The organism is Cupriavidus sp. BIC8F (genome assembly GCF_032465815.1).
GTDB lineage: Bacteria > Pseudomonadota > Gammaproteobacteria > Burkholderiales > Burkholderiaceae > Cupriavidus > Cupriavidus necator.
Genome location: NZ_CP136094.1, coordinates 1,250,046 through 1,270,676, shown reverse-complemented (window position 1 = coordinate 1,270,676; position 20,631 = coordinate 1,250,046). Strand labels below are relative to the sequence as shown.

The 20,631-nt window shown below is 69.8% G+C and carries 14 protein-coding genes; 8 read left to right on the top strand and 6 right to left on the bottom strand.

The genetic code is table 11. From position 1 onward, the window contains the following. Window positions 1–11: 11 nt before the first annotated feature. The 4 genes from RS901_RS05945 to phhA all read right to left on the bottom strand — a co-directional run bounded on the left by RS901_RS05945 (window position 12) and on the right by phhA (window position 4,007). The gene (locus tag RS901_RS05945; RefSeq protein WP_410054157.1) at window positions 12–1,640 is read right to left on the bottom strand and encodes a sensor histidine kinase N-terminal domain-containing protein; all 1,629 of its coding nucleotides are present in this window, start codon (window positions 1,638–1,640) and stop codon (window positions 12–14) included. Between the two features lie 128 nt (window positions 1,641–1,768). Next, window positions 1,769–2,473, bottom strand: a complete 705-nt coding sequence (locus tag RS901_RS05940) for a response regulator transcription factor (protein ID WP_316151916.1) — start codon at window positions 2,471–2,473, stop codon at window positions 1,769–1,771. A gap of 155 nt (window positions 2,474–2,628) precedes the next feature. Next, window positions 2,629–2,928 carry a 4a-hydroxytetrahydrobiopterin dehydratase gene (locus RS901_RS05935; protein ID WP_010811305.1) on the bottom strand — a complete coding sequence of 100 codons (300 nt, stop codon included), beginning with the start codon at window positions 2,926–2,928 and terminating at the stop codon, window positions 2,629–2,631. A 149-nt stretch (window positions 2,929–3,077) separates the two neighbouring features. Then, on the bottom strand, window positions 3,078–4,007 hold the full coding sequence (gene phhA / locus RS901_RS05930; protein ID WP_316151914.1) for a phenylalanine 4-monooxygenase: 930 nt from the start codon (window positions 4,005–4,007) through the stop codon (window positions 3,078–3,080). A 169-nt stretch (window positions 4,008–4,176) separates the two neighbouring features. Between phhA and RS901_RS05925 the strand changes: the two genes are divergently transcribed. From RS901_RS05925 to pbpC, 4 genes are all read left to right on the top strand, one after another. Next, entirely contained in the window at window positions 4,177–4,662 is a 486-nt protein-coding gene (locus RS901_RS05925) for an Lrp/AsnC family transcriptional regulator (protein ID WP_316151913.1), read from the top strand. Between the two features lie 109 nt (window positions 4,663–4,771). Beyond that, window positions 4,772–10,843: an alpha-2-macroglobulin family protein gene (locus tag RS901_RS05920; protein ID WP_316151912.1), complete on the top strand. Its 6,072-nt coding sequence runs from the start codon at window positions 4,772–4,774 to the stop codon at window positions 10,841–10,843. Next, window positions 10,840–11,544: a lysoplasmalogenase gene (locus RS901_RS05915; RefSeq protein WP_316151911.1), complete on the top strand. Its 705-nt coding sequence runs from the start codon at window positions 10,840–10,842 to the stop codon at window positions 11,542–11,544. The genes RS901_RS05920 and RS901_RS05915 overlap by 4 nt, the downstream gene beginning before the upstream one ends. Beyond that, window positions 11,541–13,766: a penicillin-binding protein 1C gene (gene pbpC, locus RS901_RS05910; RefSeq protein WP_316151910.1), complete on the top strand. Its 2,226-nt coding sequence runs from the start codon at window positions 11,541–11,543 to the stop codon at window positions 13,764–13,766. The genes RS901_RS05915 and pbpC overlap by 4 nt, the downstream gene beginning before the upstream one ends. Here pbpC and RS901_RS05905 read toward each other — a convergent pair. Continuing rightward, window positions 13,756–14,679 carry a LysR family transcriptional regulator gene (locus tag RS901_RS05905; protein ID WP_316151909.1) on the bottom strand — a complete coding sequence of 308 codons (924 nt, stop codon included), beginning with the start codon at window positions 14,677–14,679 and terminating at the stop codon, window positions 13,756–13,758. The two genes, pbpC and RS901_RS05905, sit on opposite strands and share 11 nt — an antisense overlap. A gap of 100 nt (window positions 14,680–14,779) precedes the next feature. Between RS901_RS05905 and RS901_RS05900 the strand changes: the two genes are divergently transcribed. Together RS901_RS05900 and RS901_RS05895 are read left to right on the top strand one after the other, a co-directional pair. Further along, window positions 14,780–15,793: an aldo/keto reductase gene (locus RS901_RS05900; protein WP_316151908.1), complete on the top strand. Its 1,014-nt coding sequence runs from the start codon at window positions 14,780–14,782 to the stop codon at window positions 15,791–15,793. A 59-nt stretch (window positions 15,794–15,852) separates the two neighbouring features. Beyond that, entirely contained in the window at window positions 15,853–16,806 is a 954-nt protein-coding gene (locus tag RS901_RS05895; RefSeq protein WP_316151906.1) for a delta(1)-pyrroline-2-carboxylate reductase family protein, read from the top strand. Here RS901_RS05895 and RS901_RS05890 read toward each other — a convergent pair whose 3' ends face one another. Beyond that, window positions 16,807–17,439: a TetR/AcrR family transcriptional regulator gene (locus RS901_RS05890; RefSeq protein WP_316151905.1), complete on the bottom strand. Its 633-nt coding sequence runs from the start codon at window positions 17,437–17,439 to the stop codon at window positions 16,807–16,809. A gap of 180 nt (window positions 17,440–17,619) precedes the next feature. Here RS901_RS05890 and RS901_RS05885 point away from each other — a divergent pair, with 180 nt between their 5' ends. Next, entirely contained in the window at window positions 17,620–19,608 is a 1,989-nt protein-coding gene (locus RS901_RS05885; RefSeq protein WP_316151904.1) for an alkyl/aryl-sulfatase, read from the top strand. Window positions 19,609–19,878: 270 nt separating this feature from the next. After that, window positions 19,879–20,601, top strand: coding sequence for an OmpW family protein (locus RS901_RS05880; protein ID WP_316151903.1), 723 nt, complete (start codon window positions 19,879–19,881; stop codon window positions 20,599–20,601). Window positions 20,602–20,631: the final 30 nt, after the last annotated feature.

The following is a 20,631-nucleotide window of genomic DNA, read 5'->3' as shown; positions in this document are numbered from 1 at the left end:
CAGCAGCGGGTTCAGGCCACCGATCCTGGCGGTTCGCAGGGGATCCGGATCACGAAGCGCATGGTCGGCCGCCGTGCGGGCGCGCCGCCCGCGGCCGGTGCATCGCCAGCCGCACCCGGCACCGGCGGCACGTCCTCGATGCGGATGGTGCCCTGGTGCAGCGTCACGATCTCATGGACGATGGCCAGCCCCAGCCCGGCGCCGCCGCTGTGGGCCGCCCGCCCGCCGCCCGGCTCGGGGGCGCGGTCGCCGCGGAAGAAGCGCTTGAAGACTTCCTCGCGCCGCTGCGGCGGGATGCCGGGGCCGTTGTCTTCCACCATCACCACCGCCATGCCGCGGTGACCCATGGCCTCGCCGCCGGCGCGCACCGTGATGCGCCCGCCCGCGGGCACGTACTTCACTGCGTTGTCGATCAGGTTGGACAGGGCCTCGCGCATCAGCAGCCGGTTACCGCGCACCACGGCGGGCGCGCCGCCGGTGAAGGTGGGGCCGGGCAGGATCTCGAAGCCCAGGTCGATGCGTTGCGCGAGCGCCTGCGGCACCCATTCGGCGCCGATCTCGAAGGCCAGCTCGGCCAGGTCGAAATGTTCCACTGGTCCGAGACGCTCCAGCGACAGCCCCGGCTCGGCGCGCGCCAGCGACAGCAGCTGGTTGGACAGCCGCACCGCGCGGTCGGCGGCGGTCTGCACCTCGCGCAGCGCATGCCGGGCGACTTCCAGCGAATCGGCTTCCTGGGCCCGGTCGGCATGCAGCTTGACCGCGGTCAGCGGCGTGCGCAGCTGGTGCGCCGCATCGGCAATGAACTTGCGCTGCGCGTCGAGCGCGTCGCGCAGCCGCGCCAGCAGTGCATTGAGGCCGCGGATCAGCGGCGCCACCTCGGCCGGCACCTGGGTCTCGTCCAGCGCGGCGAGCGAACGGGCAGTCTGCCGGTTGAGCTTGTCGGCCAGGATCTGCAGCGGCACCAGCTCTTCCTTGAGCACGTGCGACAGGATCAGGCTGCCGACCAGCAGCAGCAGGATCAGCGGCACCGACACCGACAGCAGGATCTCGTTGGCGGCGGTCTCGCGCCGGTCCAGCAGCTCCGCCACTTCCACCACGATGGGCCCGCGCGCGGCCTTGCCGGCCTCGCTGGTGCCGAGTTCGTCCACCGCGGCGCTGGGCAGCATCACCGGCAGCCGCACCGCGCGCACCTGGCGGCCGCTGAACCACGCGTAGAACAGGCGCGCGTCGTGCAGCGTGGTCTGGCCAGTGCCGTAGCCCAGCCAGGTGTCCATGCCGCCGATCAGCCCGTCGGGGCCGTGGATGCGCCAGTAGATGCGGTCGGTGCCCTCGGCCTCGACCAGCGTCTGCGCGATCATCGGGATGTCCTGCCCCAGGCGCGGGCCGGCGATGCGGATCTGCTGGGCGATGTTGTTGGCCACGCCATACAGCGCGCGGTCGAACACCTGCGTGGTGTAGTGCGCCGCCAACCAGTACGACAGCGAGCCGCTGGTCAGCACCAGCGCAAACAGCGGCGTGGCCAGTGCGCGCAGCAGGTGCGCGCGCAGGCTGATGTTGGAGCCGGGGCGGGAGGCCTGGCGCGTCGCCGCGGGCGCAGGGGTGGCGCCCGCGGCGTCAGCCGCGGCGGAAGACGGGGGCACGTTCCGCGTTGCGATGCGGGAGGCCGTGCGCCAGGAAATCCGGGAAGAGGTGCGGGAGCGAGGCCACATTGCCGGCTAGGCCGAAGGACAGGGCCGCGTTTCGGATAACCGCGGCGGCCGGAGCGGTTTCATTGGCCGGCGCGGATCTGCAGCAGGTAGCCGAAGCCGCGCACGGTGACGATCTCGACATCGCTGTCCTCGAGCTTCTTGCGCACGCGGTGCACATAGACCTCGATCGCGGTGTCGCCCACAGTGTCGCCGCCTTCGCCGGCGGGGTGGGCAAAGGTGGCCAGGTGATCCTGCAGCTGCGCCTTGCTGACCACGCGGCCCTGGCGCTGCAGCAGCAGTTCCAGCACCGCGAACTCGCGCGGCGACAGCTCCAGCGGGCGGGCGTCGATAAACATGCGGCGGTCGTTGCCCGACAGCCGCAGGCGCCCCAGGCGCACGTCGCGCTCGGGTGCGGCCTCGCCCTGCTGGCTGCGGCGCAGCAGCACGCGCACGCGCGCTTCCAGCTCGGGCAGGGCGAAGGGTTTGATCAGGTAGTCGTCGGCGCCGGCGTTCAGGCCCGAGAGCTTGTCTTCCAGCTCGTCGCGCGCGGTCAGGATGATGACCGGGGTGGTGCGGTTGCTGGCGCGGTAGCGCGCCAGCAGGGTCATGCCGTCGATGCCGGGCAGGCCCAGGTCCAGGATGACCAGGTCGTGCTGCTCGCGCAGCAGGTGTTCGGTGGCATAGACGCCGTCGTGGACGACGCGCACCTGGTGGCCGGCACGGGACAGGCCGGCTTCGACGCCGCTGGCAATCTGGCGGTCGTCCTCGATCAGCAGGATACGCATGGCGGCAGCTCGGGCAGGAAGTTGGGCATGGCTGGAGGGAAGGCCTTTTGGCGCACACGGGAGGTGCGGGCCTGCCGCAGATTGTACTAGGCGCAGGCCCCCGGTTCCTTACGGATTGCCTACAGCTGCCCGATCCGGCTGCCGCCGCGTCCGGCTTAGTCCGTCACCGCGTCGGCGGCGCGCTCGATGAAGTGGGCCAGGTCGATGTCGCGCTGGGTCAGGCCGTTGGCATCGTGCGTGGACAGCGTGATGTCGACCCGGTTGTAGACGTTGAACCATTCCGGGTGGTGGTCGGCCTTCTCGGCCTGGATCGCCACGCGCGTCATGAAGCCGAAGGCGGCATTGAAGTCATGGAAGGTGAAGCGCTTGAAGATCGCATCGCGGTCCGGGACGGTGGTCCAGCCGGGCAGGTCTGCCAGCAGCGTGGCACGGGCTTGCGGGGAAAGCGGGGTCATAGGGGGCTCGATCTGGTCGTAACGAAAACGAAGGCCGCAAATCAATGCGGACAGCCGGCCCGCCCGCGCCGTGGCGGCGGACATGCCGGCATTGTTTCACAAAGCGGGAAGCGGGGCAGGGCGCTCCGGGTTTGCCGGCGAGGGCCGGATCAGATGTCTTCGGTGTCGGCCCAGCCTTCGCGGGTGCCGACATTGAGCACCTGGTCGTCCGGGGCTACGTCGCCCGCGCCCAGCGTCGGCTGCGCGCGCAGTTCTTCGTACAGCGGCGCAAAGTCCGGCCGGGTGGCGTCGAACAGCTGTTCGAAGCTGTCGATCACGAAGTAGGTCTTCTGGAAGGTGTCGATGCGGTAGCGCGTGCGCATGATGCGGCGCACATCGAAGCCGATCCGGTTGGGGCTGGCCGAATCCAGGCTGTAGATCGACTCGCCCTGGCTCGACAGGATGCCCGCGCCGTAGATGCGCAGGCCTTGCGGGGTGCGGATCAGGCCGAATTCAACCGTGTACCAGTACAGCCGCGACAGCATGTCCAGCGCGCCCAGCCCGGCCGCCTTCAGGCCGCCCTTGCCGTAGGCCTCCATATAGTCGGCAAAGACCGGGTTGATCAGTAGCGGCACATGGCCGAACACGTCGTGGAAGCAGTCCGGCTCCTGCAGGTAGTCCAACTGCTCGGGCTTGCGCATCCACCAGCTGGCCGGGAAGCGGCGGTTGGCCAGGTGCTCGAAGAACACCTGGTCCGGCACCAGGCCGGGCACGGCCACGACCTGCCAGCCGGTGGCGCGCATCAAGGTTTCGTTGAGCTGGTCGAAATCAGGGACGCGGTCCTTTTCCATGCCCAGCGTGGCCAGGCCCTGCAGGAACTCATCGCTGACGCGTCCCTGCAGCATCGCGGCCTGGCGCTCGTACAGCTTGCGCCAGATGGCGTGGTCGGTGCTGGTGTAGCGGTGCACCGGCTGGGCGATGGTGAAGTCCGGGCGCAGTTCCTGGCCGGACAGCAGGCCGGCGTCGAACTGTTCCTTGAGCTTGTCGGTCAGGGTGCCCTGGAAGGCGCCGGGGGCTTCGGTGGCCGTGGCGATGGACATGGTGCGCGTCTCCTTGTAATGCGTGCTTGCTGCATCGGCGGCAGCATGAATGCGGATTTACTGCGTAGTTTAGACAGCCAGGCGCGCAGAAAGGCCGCAAAATCCGCTTGTTTTGTTGCGGTGGCGCATATAATGTGCATCATTCGAATAAATAGTGCGGGATTTGTGTATGACTGCCCCCGGCGTCTCCCTGGACCCCTTCGACCTCGCGCTGCTGGCCGTCCTGCAGGCCGACGGCCGCACCACCCACCAGCAGCTGGCCGAACGCGTGCACCTGTCGCCCAGCCAGGTCGGGCGCCGGCTGGCGCGGCTGGAAGCCGACGGCGTCATCACCGGCTACCGCGTCAACCTGTCCTCGCAGGCGCTGGGCCTGGGGGTGATGGTCTTTATCAGCGTCAAGCTGGCCCACCATGCCGACACCATCATCGAACGCTTCCGCGAAGAGATCCTGCTGCTGGAAGAGGTACAGGAGTGCTATTCGGTGGCCGGCGAGGCTGACTACCTGATCCGCGTGGTCGTGCCCGACCTGCCCACGCTGGCCGAATTCACCATGAAGCGGCTGATGCGCGTGCCGGGCGTGGAAAGCGTGCGTTCGAATATCGTGCTGACCGCCATCAAGTGCGACGGGCCCTTGCCGCTGTCGCACCTGCGCTAAAACTTCTCCCGCGGCGCGTTGCAGGTTTGCGTGCCGGTCTTGCGCTCCTGTGGCGTGCGTGTCACCCTCGCCGGGTGCCGCAAACGTGGCGGGAACGGAGGAAGGCAGGATGAAGGGAATCGTCGCCCGAGCCGATCGGGGTCTTGGCAGGTTGCCAATGCAATCGCGTGCGCCGCGCGCAGTCCTGGCCCTGGTGGCCACGCTTGGAATCCTGGCAGCCGGCACGGCACAGGCCGCGCAGGTGACGCGCTTCTCCCCCGAAGGCACGGTCGGGCAGGTCAGGCAGGTGGCGATCCGCTTCGACGAGGCCATGGTGCCGATTGGCGACGTCCAGGCCGCCGCGCCCGCGGCGGTTTCCTGCACCGGTGCCGGCACCGGCGGGCAGGCCCGCTGGATCGATGCGAAGAACTGGGTCTACGACTTTGCCAGCGACCTGCCGCCGGGCGTGCGCTGTACCGTGCGCATGCGTACCGGCCTGCGCAGCGTGGCCGGCACCGCCTATGCCGGCCGCCCGGAGTACCGGTTCGAGACCGGCGGCCCGACGGTCGTGTCCAGCCGGCCTGCGGGCGGCGAGATCGAGGAAGACCAGGTCTTTGCGCTGCGCTTCAATGGCGCCGCGACCGCGGCCTCGGTGCGCGAGCACGCCTGGTGCCAGGCGCAGGGGCTGGGCGAGCGCATCCCGGTGCGCTTGCTCACCGGCAAGGAGCGCGATGCCGTGCTCGGCGCCATCCACTGGGAGCGCATCGCCAGACAGGCGCCCGATGCCGTGCACCTGCTTGCCTGCCAGCAGCGGCTGCCGGCCGCGGCGCGGGTGCAGCTGGTGCTGGGCGCGGGCATTGCCACGCTCTCCGGCGTGGCCACGCGCGAAGAGCGCCGCTTTGACTACACCGTGCGTGAGCCCTTCACCGCCAGCTTCAGCTGCGAGCGTGAACACGCGCAGTCGCCGTGCACGCCGCTGCGGCCGATGTCGGTCAGCTTCTCCTCGCCGGTGCCGCGCAAGCTGGCCGAGAGCGTGGTGCTGAAGACGCCGTCCGGCCCGCGCGCACCACAGTTCGATCCCGACCTGGCGCCGGACGCCAGCGTCAGCGCGCTGACCTTTGCCGCGCCGTTCGCGGAGAAGGCCCAGTTCACCATCGAAGTGCCGCGCAACCTGAAGGACGACAGCGGCCGCTCGCTGGCCAATGCCGACCTGTTCCCGCTCAAGGTGGCGACCGCATCGATGCCGCCGCTGGCCAAGTTTGCCGCGGCGCCGTTTGGCGTGGTGGAACGCTTCGGCGAGCTGCCGCGCGGCAAGGCGCCGGCCGACTACCCGCCGCTGCTGCCGGTGACGCTGCGCAACGTCGAGGCTGACCTCGCCGTGCACGGCGTGCAGGCCAGGGCCGGCACCGTGATGAAGCTGCGCGTGGACGACGACACGGCCGTGATGCAATGGTTTGGCCTGGTGCGCCGCATGCATGAGGCCAGCTATACCCGGGCCGAGCTCGACGCCGTGCTGGCGGGCCGCTCCCCGTATCGCGTCAACAACCCGCGCAATGCAGTGTCGATCGAGACGCGCTCGGTGTCTCTGCTCGAGCGCGCCCCCGGCGTGCAGAAGCTGGCCGTGCCCAAGCCTTCGGGCGATGCGCCGCGGCCGTTCGAGGTGGTGGGCATCCCGCTGCCGGAACCGGGCTTCCATGTGGTGGAGATCGCCTCGCCGATGCTGGGCGAGTCGCTGCTGGGCAAGCGCGCGCCGATGTACGTGCGCACCGCGGCGCTGGTCACCAACCTGGGCGTGCATTTCAAGCTGGGCCGCAGCGCCGGCAATGAAGACGATGGCAGCCGCAGCGGGCTGGCCTGGGTCACTGCGCTGGACGATGGCAAGCCGGTTGCCGATGCCGCCGTGGCGGTGCGCGACTGCAGCGGCCGCCTGCTGGGCGAAGGCCGTACCGACGCCAGCGGCGTGGTGCGCTTTGCCAGGCTGGCTGCCGCGCCCGAGGGCGCCTGTGACCAGAACGGGCTGTCGGGCTATTTCGTTTCTGCCCGCATCGCCGCCGGCCACCCGCAGGCACGCGGCAAGGCCGACATGGCCTTCGTGATGTCGGACTGGAACCGCGGCATCGAGACCTGGCGCTTCAATGTGCCGACCGACACCAGCACCGCACCCACGGTGCGCGCACACACCATCTTCGACCGCACGCTGCTGCGCGCCGGCGAGACCGTGTCGATGAAGCACCTGATCCGTGCCGAGACCGCGCAGGGCTTTGCCCTGCCGCCGGCCAGCCGCCCGCTGCCCACGCGCGTGGTGATCCGCCATGAAGGCAGCGGCCAGACCTACGAGCTGCCGCTGCAATGGCGCCAGACCGCGACCGGCGGGCGCAGCGCGGAAAGCACCTTCCAGGTGCCGCCGGCGGCCAAGCTGGGGGTCTACAGCGTGGAGCTGGAAACGCAGAAGGGCGAAGGCGCGCAGGACGAAGGCGGCGCGCGCAGCTACACCAGCGGCAGTTTCCGGGTCGAGGCATTCCGCTTGCCGGTGCTGGCCGGCACGCTGCAGGTGGCAGGCAAGGCGGGGGCCGTGGTCGCGCCTGCCGAACTGCCGGTCGGCGTGGAGATCCACTACCTCTCCGGCGGCGGTGCGGCCGGGCTGCCCGTGCGCGTGTCCGCGCTGCTGCGCGACAAATACGTCAGCTTCCCCGGCTATGACGAGTTCTCGTTCAACCCGCCGCGCGCGCAGCGCGAAAGCGCCAGCGGCGACGAGGAGATGGATGAGGGCGAGCAGCGCGATGCCGGTGCCGACGGCCAGAAGCTGGTCGCCGACAAGCTGCCGGTGACGCTCGACAAGAACGGCAACGGCACCGTCACGCTGCGCAAGCTGCCCAAGACCGAAGCCCCGCGCGACCTGCTGCTCGAAGCCGGCTTTGCCGACCCCAACGGCGAGATCCAGACGCTGCGCCAGACCGTGCCGTTGTGGCCGGCGGCGGTGGTGGCCGGCATCCGCACCGATGGCTGGGTCTCGGTCAAGCAGAAGCTGGCCGTGCACGGCGTGGTGCTGGACGTCAACGGCAAGCCGGTGGCGGATGCGCCGGTCAAGATCAGCGCGCGCGCGCGCATCACCACCTCGGCGCGCAAGCGCGTGGTGGGCGGCTTCTACCGCTATGACAACCGCTCCGAGACGCGCGACCTCGGCACCGTGTGCGAGACCCGCACCGATGCGCAGGGCCGCGCGCGCTGCGACGTGGCGCTGGAGCAGGCCGGCCAGATCGAACTGGTAGCAAGCGCGCGCGACAAGGACGGACGCACCGCGCAGGCGGCCTCGACGGTCTGGGTCACGCGCCAGGGCGAACTGTGGTTCGGCGGCGAGAACCATGACCGCATCGACCTGCTGCCGGAGAAGAAGTCCTACGCGCCGGGCGACACCGCGGTGTTCCAGGTGCGCATGCCGTTCCGCCACGCCACCGCGCTGGTGGCGGTGGAGCGCGAGGGCATCTACCAGACGCAGGTGGTCGAGCTGCATGGCAGCGATCCCACCGTGCGCGTGCAGGTGAAGCCCGAGTGGGGGCCCAACGTCTACGTGTCGGTGCTGGCCTTGCGCGGGCGCCTGCATGAGGTGCCCTGGTATTCGTTCTTCACCTGGGGCTGGCGCCAGCCGGGCGCGTGGTGGCGCGCGTTCCGCAGCGAAGGCCGCGAATATGCCGCGCCGACGGCGCTGGTGGACCTGTCCAAGCCGGCCTTCCGGCTGGGGCTGGCCGAGATCCGCGTCGGCAATGCGGGCCACCGGCTCGACGTTACCGTGACGCCGGACAAGGCCAGCTATCCGGTGCGCGGCAAGGCGCGCGTGGCGATCCAGGTGAAGCTGCCAGACGGCAAGCCCGCCGCCAACGGCGAAGTGGCGCTGGCCGCGGTGGACCAGGCCTTGCTGGAACTGATGCCCAACACCAGCTGGGACCTGCTCGATGCGATGCTGCAGCGGCGCGGCTACGGCGTGGAGACGTCGACCGCGCAGATGGAGATCATCGGGCGCCGCCACTACGGGCGCAAGGCGGTGCCGGCGGGCGGCGGCGGCGGCAAGAGCCCCACGCGCGAACTGTTCGACACGCTGCTGGTGTGGAACCCACGCGTGCAGCTCGACGCCGAGGGCCGCGCCAGCATCGAGGTGCCGCTCAACGATTCGCTGACCAGCTTCCGCATCGTCGCGGTGGCGGACCTTGGCCTCGGCCGCTTCGGCACGGGCAGCGCCACCATCGCCGCCACGCAGGACCTGCAGGTGATTTCCGGTCTGCCGCTGCTGGTGCGCGAGGCCGACCGCTACCGCGCCATGTTCACGCTGCGCAATACCACCAGGCGCACGATGACGGTGCAGGCCAGCGCGCGCGGCACGCTGCTCGGCAATGAGGCCAGCCTGCCGGCGCAGACCGTGCAGATCCCTGTCGGCGAAGCGCGCGAGATCGGCTGGGACGTGACCGCGCCCGCGCTGCTGGCGTACTCGCGCAGCGGTACGGTGACGTGGGAAGTGCAGGCGAGCGAGCAGGGCACAGGGGGCGCGGCCGACCGCATCAAGGTGTCGCAGCAGATCGTGCCGGCGGTGCCGGTGACGGTGCAGCAGGCCACGCTGGCGCAGCTGTCGCCGTCGCTGTCGGTGCCAATTATGGCGCCGCCGGGCGCGCTGGCGGATCCGGCGGGCAAGGTGCGCGGCGGGCTGCAGGTGAACTTCCAGTCGTCGCTGGCGGGCGGCATGCCGGGCGTGCGCGAGTGGTTCCGCAACTACCCGTTCACCTGCCTGGAGCAAAAAGCATCCAAGGCCATCGGCCTGAACGACAGCGCCGCGTGGGACGCGTTGATGACGCAGCTGCCGTCCTACCTCGATGCCAACGGGCTGGCCTCGTACTTCCCGTTGAACGCCGATGGCGACTTCGGCAGCGAAGTGCTGACCGCCTACCTGCTGGCGGTCACCGACGAGGCCGCGCGCGCCGGGCTGGCGCTGCGCATCCCCGACGCGCAGCGCACGCAGATGGAGCGCGGGCTGACCGACTTCGTCGAAGGCCGCATCCGCCGCGACAGCTGGGCGCCGGTGGCCGGCACGCAGTACCTGGAAGCGCGCAAGCTGGCCGCGCTCGAGGCCCTGTCGCGCACCGGCCATGCGCAGGCGCGCATGCTGGGCTCGATCCAGATCCTGCCGGCGCAGTGGCCGACCTCTGCGCTGCTGGACTGGGCCCTGCTGCTTACGCGCATGCAGGACATCCCGCAGCGCGAGCAACGCCTGGCCGAGGCGCAGCAGTTGCTGCGCTCGCGCCTGACGGTGCAGGGCACGCGCCTGGCGTTCTCCACCGAGCGCAGCGACAACTGGTGGTGGATGATGGCAGGCGGCGACACCAATGCCGCGCGCCTGCTGGCGCTGGCGTCGGAACTGCCGGGCTGGAAGGAAGATGCGCCGCAACTGGCCACCGGGCTGCTGGGCCGGCAGGTGCATGGTGCCTGGGGCACCACCACTGCCAATGCCTGGGGCATGCTGGCGGTGACGCGCTTCTCGCAGGCGTTCGAGAAGACGCCAGTGGCGGGCACCACGCGAGCGAGCGTGAGCAATGCGGCCGACGCCTCACGCAGTTTCGACTGGGCGCGCGCGCAGCGCACCGACGGCGTGGCCCAGGGCAGCGTAGACCTGCCGTGGCCGACCGGTGCCGACGGCGGCACGCTGCAGTTGGAGCACGCCGGCGCCGGCCATCCGTGGGCCACGGTGCGGGCGCTGGCGGCGGTGCCGGTGACCGCGCCGCTGGCCGCGGGCTACGGCATCAAGCGCACCGTGACGCCGCAGGAGCAGGCGGTGAAGGGCAAGTGGTCGCGCGGCGATGTGTACCGCGTCAAGCTGGAGATCGATGTGCAGGCCGACATGACCTGGGTGGTGGTCAGCGATCCGGTGCCTGCCGGCGCCACCATCCTCGGCAGCGGCCTGGGCCGTGACTCCGAGATCGCCGCGCGCGGCGAGAAGCGCAAGGGCGCGGCCTGGCCGGCCTACACCGAGCGCACGCCGCAGGCCTACCGCGAGTACTTCGGCTACCTGCCCAAGGGCACGGCATCGGTCGAATACACGGTGCGGCTGAACAACGCCGGCGACTTCGCGCTGCCGCCCACGCGCGTGGAGGCGATGTACGCGCCCGATGTGTTCGGCGTGGCGCCCAATGCGCGGCTGGCAGTAGGAGCGCGCCCATGAGCTGGCTGTCGATGATGATGCCGGCACGCGTGCGCGAGTGGTGGATCGCGGGCACGCTGGCCGGCATCGTCTACGGCGCGTTGCTGGTGCAGGTGGCGATCGAGCTGCCTGACGGCGCGCCGCTGACCGGGCATATCGCCATGCAGCCCGCATGGAAGACCGCGATGGCGCTGCTGCTGGCACGCGCCGCGTGGTTCCACCGGCCGCTTGTTGAGCGCCGCTGGCTGGTCACGGCGCTGCTGTTCTCAGCCCTGGGCGACCTCCTGCTGGCGCTGCCGGCGCTGACGTTTTCGTTTATGAGCGGGCTTGGCGCCTTCCTGCTGGCGCACCTGGCCTACTTGCGCGTGCTGGTGCCGCTGGCGGGCGACACGCGCCCGCACCGGCTGATTGCGTGCGGCGCGATGCTGGGCGTGGCGGGCACCATGCTGGGCCGCTTCTGGCCCAATATGGGCCCGCTGACGGTGCCGGTGGCGATATACGTGGGCGTGCTTGCGGCGATGGCCTGCAGCGCGCTGGTGGCGCGCCTGCCCACGCCGCTGGCGGCGCTGGGGGCGCTGTGCTTTGCCGCCTCGGACATGATGATCGGCATCGCGCGCTTCCTGGTGCCGTTCGAATCCTTCCAGCTTGGCATCTGGTGGACCTACGCCGCGGCCCAGGTGCTGCTGGTGGCGGGCATCGTGGCGGGACGCAGGCAGGCATGAAGCAGCGCTGTATTCGCATGGTGCTGGTGACGGCGCTGGCCTGGTCAGCACCGGCCATGGCCCTGCAGTCCTTCGAGCAAGTCCATACCGACTGGCGCAGTGCCGACGTGGTGGTGCTGGACCGTCACGGCGACACCGTGGGCCGCGTGCGCGACGACTTCCGTGCGCGCCGCGGCGACTGGGTCGCGCTGGCCGATACCTCGCCCGCGCTGCGCACTGCCATCGTGCTGTCGGAGGACCGGCGCTTCTATGCCCACAGCGGGGTCGACTGGCAGGGCGTGGCGGCCGCGGCCTGGGCCAACCTGTGGAACACGCGCACGCGCGGCGCCTCGACGCTGACCATGCAGCTGGCGGGGCTGCTCGAAGAGGACCTGCGCCGGCCGGGCGCGCCGGGGCAGGGCCGCAGCTTCACGCAGAAGCTGGGGCAGGCCGCGGGTGCGGCGGCGCTGGAGCGCAGCTGGAGCAAGGACCAGATCCTGGAGGCCTACCTGAACCTGGTGCCGTTTCGCGGCGAGCTGGTGGGCCTGTCGGCGATGTCGCAGGTGCTGTTCGGCAAGTACCCGGAAGGGCTCAACGCGCGCGAATCGGCACTGGCGGTGGCGCTGGTGCGCGCGCCCAATGCCAAAGCCGCTCAGGTGGCAAGCCGCGCTTGCGGCATCCTGCGCGAGATGCGCCTGCCAAGCGAGTGCGATGGCCTGGAAGGCTTTGCGCAACTGGCGCTGCTGCGCACCGGGCCGGTGGCGCAGCGCGCCGCGGCTGCCACGCCGTCGGCGGCGTCGCCGCAGCTGGCACCGCACCTGGCACGGCGCCTGGTCAGCGAGGCGCGCTCGCAGCTGGCTGCGGGCGTACCCATGCCTGCGCGCATCACGTCCACGCTTGATGCCCGCTTGCAGCGCGCGGCTGCCACCAGCCTGGACCGGCACCTGCGCGAACTGGCCGGGCGCAATGTCGAGGATGGCGCGGTGGTGGTGATCGACAATGCCAGCGGCGACGTGCTGGCCTATGTGGGCTCGTCGGGCATGCTGTCAGGCGCCGCGCAGGTGGACCACGCGGCTGCGCCGCGGCAGGCGGGCTCGACGCTCAAGCCCTTGCTGTACGAGCAGGCGCTGGAAGAGAAGCGGCTGACGGCGGCCTCGCTGCTGGACGACCGGCCGGTGAACCTGCCGGTTGGCGGCGGGCTCTACGTGCCGCAGAACTACGATCACCGCTATGCCGGCTGGGTCAGCCTGCGCGCGGCGCTGGCTGCGTCGCTGAACGTGCCCGCGGTGCGCACGCTGGTGATGGTGACTCCGCACCGCTTCCACAAGCGGCTGGTGGCGCTGGGGCTGCCGCTGACCGAGGCCGGCGACTACTACGGCTACAGCCTGGCGCTGGGCAGCGCCGACGTGTCGCTGCTGGCGCTGACCAATGCGTACCGGGCACTGGCCAATGGCGGGCGCTACGCGCCGCCACGGCTGCGGGAAGGGGCCGCGGCCGCATCGATGACAGCGGTGATGCAGCCAGGCGCGAGCTACGTGATCGCCGACATCCTGTCGGACCGCCATGCGCGCGCGCGCACCTTCGGCCTGGACAGCCCGCTCACCACGCGCTTCTGGACCGCGGTGAAGACCGGCACCAGCAAGGACATGCGCGACAACTGGTGCATCGGCTGGTCGCAGCACTACACCGTGGGGGTGTGGGTCGGCAATGCCAGCGGCGCCAGCATGCACGAGGTCTCGGGCGTATCGGGCGCAGCGCCGGTCTGGCACGACATCATGGAAGCGCTGCACCGCACGCGCGCCAGCCACGCGCCCGCCATGCCCGCCGGCGTGCAGCGCGTGGCGCTGAGCTTCGACGACGGGCTGGAGCCAGCGCGCGATGAAGTCTTTCTGGCCGGCACGGCGTTCCGACGGGTCAGCGTGAGCGCACCCGCCGCGCGTCCGACCGCACCCGTGATCGCCAATCCTGCCGACGGCACCGTGTTTGCGCTGGACCCCGACATGCCGCCCGCGGTGCAGCGTGTCTGGTTCCATGCCGAGGGCGTGGCCGGCCAGACCGCGCGCACGGTCAGCTGGCGCATGGACGGCAAGCCGCTCGGGCGCGGCGGCGAGGTGGCATGGCTGCCGTGGCCGGGGCGGCACCAGGTGGAGCTGCTCGATGCGTCAGGCAAGGTGGTGGACCGCATCGGCATCGAAGTGCGCGGCGCATCAGTGCGCGCGCCCGTGCCTGCGGCTAAGCGCTGAGGCCGGCGCGCGCTTTCAGGAAATCGACGAATACGCGCAGCTTGGGCGGCATCAGCACGCGGCCCGGGTAGTACAGGTAGAAGCCGTCGAATGGCGGCAGCCAGGCGTCGAGCACCGTGACCAGCCGGCCGCTGTCCAGCGCCGGCTGGATATGGACCGGGAATTCGTAGATCAGCCCCATGCCGTCGAGCGCCGCCTGGTGCAGCAGGGTCTTGTCGTTGGCGATCAGCGCGGGGCGCGTGTCGACGGTAACGTTGCGGCCGTCCTCGACGAACTCCCAGCGATAGACGCTGCCGTGCGGGCCAAAGCGGTACTGCAGGCCGGCATGCGCGTGCAGGTCGCGCGGATGGCGCGGCGTGCCATGGCGGGCAAAGTAAGCGGGCGAGGCGGCCACCACCATGCGCAGCGGGCCGGTGACGGGGATCGCGACCATGTCGCGCTGCAGGGCTTCGCCCAGGCGCAGCCCCGCGTCAAAACCTTCGGCCACCAGGTCGGCGAAACGGTCGTCGGTGATCACGTCGACGGTGATGGCGGGGCAGGCGCGCATGAAATCGGCCAGCAGCGGCCGCAGCACCAGCGCGCCGGCGGTGGTCGGGGTGGTCAGCCGCAGCGTGCCGGCGGGCATGTCGCGCTGCTGGCGGATATCGTCGGTGGCGGCGCCGATCTCTGCCAGCGCCGGCTCCACGCGCGCCAGCAACGCGGCCCCGGCTTCGGTCAGGCCGACGCTGCGGGTGGTCCGCTGCAGCAGCCGCACGCCCAGGCGCGCTTCCAGCTGGCGAATGGTCTGCGAGACCGCCGAGGGGCTGACCGCCAGCGCAGCCGCGGCGGCGGTAAAGCTGCCGAGCCGGGCCACGCGCGTGAACGCGGCCAGCGCGGGCAGGGAATCGATATCGATTGTGAAGTCTGGCTTCATGATACATGCAGCGTAGCACGCTGTTTCCACGCGGGTCGAGTGCCCATACTTGCCCCATCCGATGCATCGCCGGTGCCCGACCGGCCAACAGGAGCCCTCGATGACCGCGAACGCTATTTCCACTCCATTCCGCCAGCTGGGCAAGACCGGTCCCAGCGTCTATCCGCTCGGCCTCGGCTGCATGGGCATGAGCGACTTCTATGGCGCGCATGACGACGCCGAGTCGATCCGCACCATTCATCACGCGCTGGAACGCGGCATCAACCTGCTCGACACCGCCGATATCTATGGCCCGCACACCAACGAGGCACTGGTGGGCCGCGCCATCGCCGGGCGGCGCGGCCAGGTCATGCTGGCGACCAAGTTCGGCCTGGTGCGCGACCCGGCCAACCCGGCCACGCGCGGCGTCAATGGCCGCCCCGACTATGTGCGTGCCAGCTGCGAGGCCAGCCTGAAGCGGCTGGGCACGGACCATATCGACCTCTACTACCAGCATCGCGTGGATCCGGCAGTGCCGGTCGAAGAGACCGTGGGGGCCATGGCGGATCTGGTGAAGGCCGGCAAGGTACGCTGGCTGGGATTGTCCGAAGCCAGTGCCGCCACGCTCGAACGCGCCCACCAGGTGCATCCGATCACGGCGCTGCAGAGCGAATATTCGCTGTGGACACGCGACGCGGACGAGGACGGCATCCTTGCGGCCTGCGAGCGCCTGGGCATCGGCTTCGTGCCATACAGCCCGCTGGGCCGCGGCTTCCTGACCGGTGCGATCCGCAGCCCGGAGGATTTCGACGAGGACGACTTCCGCCGCACCAACCCGCGCTTCATGGGCGAGAATTTCGCGCGCAACCTGGCGCTGGTCGACAAGGTGCGCGCGCTGGCCGCGGACAAGGGCTGCACGCCGGCGCAGCTGGCGCTGGCCTGGGTGCTGGCGCGCGGGCCGCAGGTGGTGCCGATTCCGGGCACGCGCCGCATCGCCAACCTGGACGACAACCTCGGAGCGCTGGAGGTGCGGCTGGATGCGCAGGACCTGGCCGCCGTCGACGCCGTATTCCCGGCCGGCGCAGCGGCGGGTACGCGCTATGCCGCGCAGGTGATGGCGTTGCTGGCGCGCTGAAGCGCATGGCCGGGCATGCGCAATAATGGCGCTTCGCAACGTCTTGCCGGAGCCAGCGCATGTCCTTCATCCCCCTCGATGCCGCCAGCACGGCGGCGCGCCTGCCGTATCCCGAACTGGCGCAAGCCATCGTCGGCATGCTGGCCGAGCTGCGCGACGGCACCGCCATGGCGCCGCCGCGCATTGCGCTGCCGGTGGGCGATGCGCAAGGTGGCGAAGGCACGCTGCTGGTGATGCCCGCGCGCAACCGCAGCCTGGTGATGACCAAGAACATCACCGTCCATCCCGGCAACCCGCGGCGCGGGCTGCCCAATATCCTCGGCGAAGTGGTGGTGGCCGACGCGCACACCGGCGAGCGCATCGCCATGCTCGACGGCCCCACGGTGACGGGGCGGCGCACCGCGGCCGTGTCGCTGCTGGCGGCGCAGTGTTTTGCCGCGCGCAAGGATGGCGAGTTGCTGGTCGTCGGTGCCGGGGTGCAGGCGTTGACGCACCTGGAGGCCTTCGTGACCGGGCTGGGCGTGCGCAAGGTGTGGCTGCATTCGCGCACGCGCGACAAGGCCGAGGCACTGGCCGCCCACGCGCGCACGCTGGGCGTGGAAGCGCAGGTGGCCGAGTCGGTAGCGGCGGTATTGCCCCGCGTATCGATGGTGGTCACGGTCACGTCCAGCCGCAGCCCGGTGCTGCCGGACCTGGACAGCGGCCTCTGGCGCGACGATCACTTCATTGCCGCGGTCGGTGCGTTCCGGCCTGACATGTGCGAGCTGCCGCCGGCGCTGTGCCATGCGGCCGCGGATAGCGGCCGGCTGCTGGCCGATACCCTGTTCGGAATCGAGGAAGAGGCCGGCGACCTGCTGCAGGCCGGCATCGATTGGGGCGACGTGCAGCCGTTCGAGACCGCGATCCTGCAGGCCGATGCCATCCGTGCGCGGGCTGGCAGCCCGCTGGTGTTCAAGAGCGTGGGCTACGCGCTGTGGGACCTGGCCGCTTGCGTGCTGGCCAGCCGCGGATGATTACTCGCCGCCGTCCCTGGCGCGCAGCCAGTCGCTGAAAAGCTCGCGCGCCGGTGCCAGGAAGCCGGCGATCGGTTCGCTGCGGTCGCTGGCATACCAGTGGCAGTAGCAGCCGTGTATGGTCGCCACCATCAGGCGCGCCATCGGCGCGGGCAGTGGGCGCCCGGGTGCGGACAGCGCGTCGACCAGGTCCTGCACATGCGCGTCCCAGCTGCGGCGGATCTCCTCGCGCACACTGGGCGGCACGCTGCCTGAGAACAGCAGGGCCAGCACGACACCCTTGGCTTCCGGATTGGCCGTGAAATAGTCGGCCACCCGGTCGAAGGCGTTTTCCAGCCGCCGCGCCGCGGTCTTGCCCCGGTGCGGCTCTGCGCCCAGCCCCTCGCCGATGTCCCGGAACAGGCTGGTTGCGGCCTCCGCCAGCAGCATTTCCTTGCTGCCGAAATGCCACAGCAGGCTGCTCTTGGCCACGCCGGCCTCGACGGAAATCTGGTCGAGGGTGACCTCGGCGTAGCCGTGCGCGCTGATCAGCCCGCGCGTCACGGCAATGACGCGTTCGCGGGTTTCCAGGCCGCGGCGGTTCTTGGTGACGGAGGCTGGAGGCTTATGTGCGGCCGGGCGGGTCGGAGGCATGGGCGGAGGCGGTAGACAGGTGGTGCTGGCGGCAAATCAGGAATATTCGGGCCGGATGCCAATTTGACAGCGGCCGGGGTCTGCCAGCAAACTCCAGTATTGTACTGAACGTTCAGCACAATTACAGAAGCGTTGCAGGCCGGATACGGACATCCGGCCCAGGATTTCCAGGAGACCAGGATGTCGTACCCGACTGCCATTGCCGCAGCCGCCGCCGCGTTGGCTGCAGCCGCCATCAGCCTTGCCGGCACCGCCGGCGCCGCACCTGCCCCGGCCACCGCGGGCAATCCCGCCACCGATGCCACCGCCCGTGCCAATACGGCCGTGCTGCAACAACTGCCGTTTCAGGACCGGCGCGACTTCGAGGCCGCGCGCCGTGGCTTTATCGGCACGCTGGACAACACCGAGATCCGCGATGCCAAGGGCAATGTGGTGTGGGCGCTGGACCCCTATGGGTTCCTCAGGCAAGACCGGGCGCCGGCCACCGTGAACCCCAGCCTGTGGCGCCAGGCGCAGCTGAACATGCACAACGGGCTGTTCCAGGTGACGGATCGGATCTACCAGATCCGTGGCTTCGATATCGCCAACATGACGATCATCGAGGGCGACACCGGCCTGATCGTGATCGACCCGCTGACCGCGATGGAGACCTCGCGCGCCGGCCTCGACCTGTACTTCAAGCACCGGCCCAGGAAGCCCGTGGTCGCGGTGATCTATACGCACAGCCATGGCGACCACTTCGGCGGGGTCAAGGGCGTCATCAGCGAAGACGACGTCAAGGCCGGGCGGGTCAAGGTGCTGGCCCCGGAGGGTTTCATGGAAGAGGCCGTCAGCGAGAACGTCTTCGCCGGCAACGCCATGAGTCGCCGCGCGCAGTACATGTATGGCTTCAACCTGCCGCGCTCGGCCACCGGGCAGGTGGATGCGGGGCTGGGCAAGGGGGTGGCGCACGGCACGGTGACGCTGATCCCGCCGACAGACCTGATCCACAAGACCGGCGACACGCGCACCATCGACGGCGTGCAGATCGAATTCCTGATGGCGCCGGGCACCGAGGCCCCGGCCGAGATGCTGATGTACTTCCCGCAGTGGAAGGCACTGTGCGCCGCCGAGGACGCCACCCACAACCTGCACAACCTGTACACCATCCGCGGCGCCCAGGTGCGCGACGCCAACCAGTGGTGGCGCGCGCTGGACGAGACCATCGACCGCTTCGGCAGCCGCACCGAGGTCCTGTTCGCCCAGCACCACTGGCCTACCTGGGGCCGCCAGGACATCGTCACCTACCTGGGCAAGCAGCGCGACGGCTACAAGTACATCCATGACCAGTCGCTGCGGCTGGCCAACATGGGCTACGTGCCGGCCGAGATCGCCGAGCGCGTGAAGCTGCCGCCGTCGCTGGCCGCCGAATGGCATCTGCGCGACTACTACGGCACCGTCAGCCACAACGCCAAGGCGGTGTACCAGCGCTACCTGGGCTGGTATGACGCCAACCCTGCCAACCTGAACCCGCTGCCGCCGGAAGAGGCGGGCAAGCGCTACGTCGAATTCATGGGCGGCGCGGCGCGCGTGCTGGAGCAGGCGCGCGCGGCGTACGCGCGTGGCGAATACCGCTGGGTGGCCGAGGTGGTCAAGCACGTGGTCTTTGCCGATCCGTCCAACCAGGCTGCCCGCCAGCTGGAAGCCGACGCGCTGGAGCAGCTCGGCTACCAGGCCGAATCCTCGACCTGGCGCAATGCCTACCTGACCGGTGCCGCCGAACTGCGTAGCGGCCCGCCCCAGGCCGGCCGCCGCGCCGGCAGCCCGGACGTGCTGCGCGCCATGACCGACACCATGTTCCTGGATTACCTGGCGATCAGCCTGAACGGCGACCGCGCCGCGGGCAAGACGCTGGCGCTGAACTGGGTACAGCCGGACACCGGCAAGCGCTTTGCGCTGACGGTGGAAAATGGCGTATTCGGCTACAAGCCCGACGCGCAGCACGCGTCCCCGCAGGCCACGCTGACCATGCCGCGCGCCGTGCTGATGGGGGTGCTGGCCGGCCAGACCACGCTGCAGGCCGAGACCCAGGCGGGCCGCGCGCGCGTAGACGGCGACCCGCAGGCGCTGGCGGCGTGGACGGCGCTGATGGACAAGTCCGAGCCGAACTTCGCCATCGTGACGCCCTGACGGCACCGGGATGGGGCTGGCATGCGGCTTCTGTTGCGCGCCGGCCCCATAAAACCTCATTTAGTCGAGGGTTTCTTCCGGCGCGTGAATATAAACCGTTGCGCCGATGCAGCGGCAAAGGGTCTTGCGAGCCATTTCCGTCGGGTTTTTTAGTGGTTAACCCTCCCTTTAGGGGGCGTCCTCTACGAATCAGTGTCATCGGTGAAACAGTCCTGCGCAGGCTGGCCGGATAATGCACACGGCAGTAACCGAATGAGGAGTAAGAGGACTATGAAATTCACCTATAAGAAGATGCTGGCGGCAGGCGCTGTCATGGCGCTGGCCGGAGCCGCACACGCGCAATCCGCCGGCAGCAATATCGTCAGCCTGGGCTGGTTCCGCGTGATGCCGAACAGCTCCGCCGATCCGCTGACCGTCGACAGCATCAACGGCCGCCCGGTCGGCATGACCCGGCCGAACACCGGCGCGGAGATCGAGTCCGCCGACACGCTGGGACTGGCCTTCTCGCACTACTTCACCGACAACATCTCCGGCGAAATCATCGCGGGCATTCCGCCCAAGCATGACGTCAAGGGCACCGGCAACTATGCGCAGTATGGCAAGCTCGGTTCGGTCAGGCAGTGGAGCCCGGCGATACTGGTCAAGTACCACTTCTTCGACGCCAAGACCAAGTTCCGTCCCTATGTCGGCATCGGCGTGAACTACACGTGGTTCACCGACGAAACCATCTCCAATCAGAACTTCGTGAACCGCGAGTTCGCGCCGGGTGCGCGTATGACCGCCAGCGCCAAGGCGTCGTGGAACCCGGTCTTCAACATCGGCGCCAACTACGCCATCAACGACAACTGGTTTGTCGGCCTGTCGGTATCGTATGTGCCGCTGTCGACCCGCGCGTCCTTCACCACCCAGGCGGGCCCGGTGACGATCCAGTCGCACACCAAGATCAAGATCGATCCGGTAGTGACCTTCCTGAACGTGGGTTACCGCTTCTGAGCGCGGCACACGGACAGCAGAAAGGGCACC

Excerpts from the sequence above, each read along its gene's own strand:
- RS901_RS05940 (WP_316151916.1), bottom strand. The coding sequence starts at position 2,473 with ATGCGTATCCTGCTGATCGAGGACGACCGCCAGATTGCCAGCGGCGTC.
- RS901_RS05935 (WP_010811305.1), bottom strand. The coding sequence starts at position 2,928 with ATGACCCCGCTTTCCCCGCAAGCCCGTGCCACGCTGCTGGCAGACCTG.
- phhA (WP_316151914.1), bottom strand. The coding sequence starts at position 4,007 with ATGTCCATCGCCACGGCCACCGAAGCCCCCGGCGCCTTCCAGGGCACC.
- RS901_RS05925 (WP_316151913.1), top strand. The coding sequence starts at position 4,177 with ATGACTGCCCCCGGCGTCTCCCTGGACCCCTTCGACCTCGCGCTGCTG.
- RS901_RS05920 (WP_316151912.1), top strand. The coding sequence starts at position 4,772 with ATGAAGGGAATCGTCGCCCGAGCCGATCGGGGTCTTGGCAGGTTGCCA.
- RS901_RS05915 (WP_316151911.1), top strand. The coding sequence starts at position 10,840 with ATGAGCTGGCTGTCGATGATGATGCCGGCACGCGTGCGCGAGTGGTGG.
- pbpC (WP_316151910.1), top strand. The coding sequence starts at position 11,541 with ATGAAGCAGCGCTGTATTCGCATGGTGCTGGTGACGGCGCTGGCCTGG.
- RS901_RS05905 (WP_316151909.1), bottom strand. The coding sequence starts at position 14,679 with ATGAAGCCAGACTTCACAATCGATATCGATTCCCTGCCCGCGCTGGCC.
- RS901_RS05900 (WP_316151908.1), top strand. The coding sequence starts at position 14,780 with ATGACCGCGAACGCTATTTCCACTCCATTCCGCCAGCTGGGCAAGACC.
- RS901_RS05895 (WP_316151906.1), top strand. The coding sequence starts at position 15,853 with ATGTCCTTCATCCCCCTCGATGCCGCCAGCACGGCGGCGCGCCTGCCG.
- RS901_RS05890 (WP_316151905.1), bottom strand. The coding sequence starts at position 17,439 with ATGCCTCCGACCCGCCCGGCCGCACATAAGCCTCCAGCCTCCGTCACC.
- RS901_RS05885 (WP_316151904.1), top strand. The coding sequence starts at position 17,620 with ATGTCGTACCCGACTGCCATTGCCGCAGCCGCCGCCGCGTTGGCTGCA.
- RS901_RS05880 (WP_316151903.1), top strand. The coding sequence starts at position 19,879 with ATGAAATTCACCTATAAGAAGATGCTGGCGGCAGGCGCTGTCATGGCG.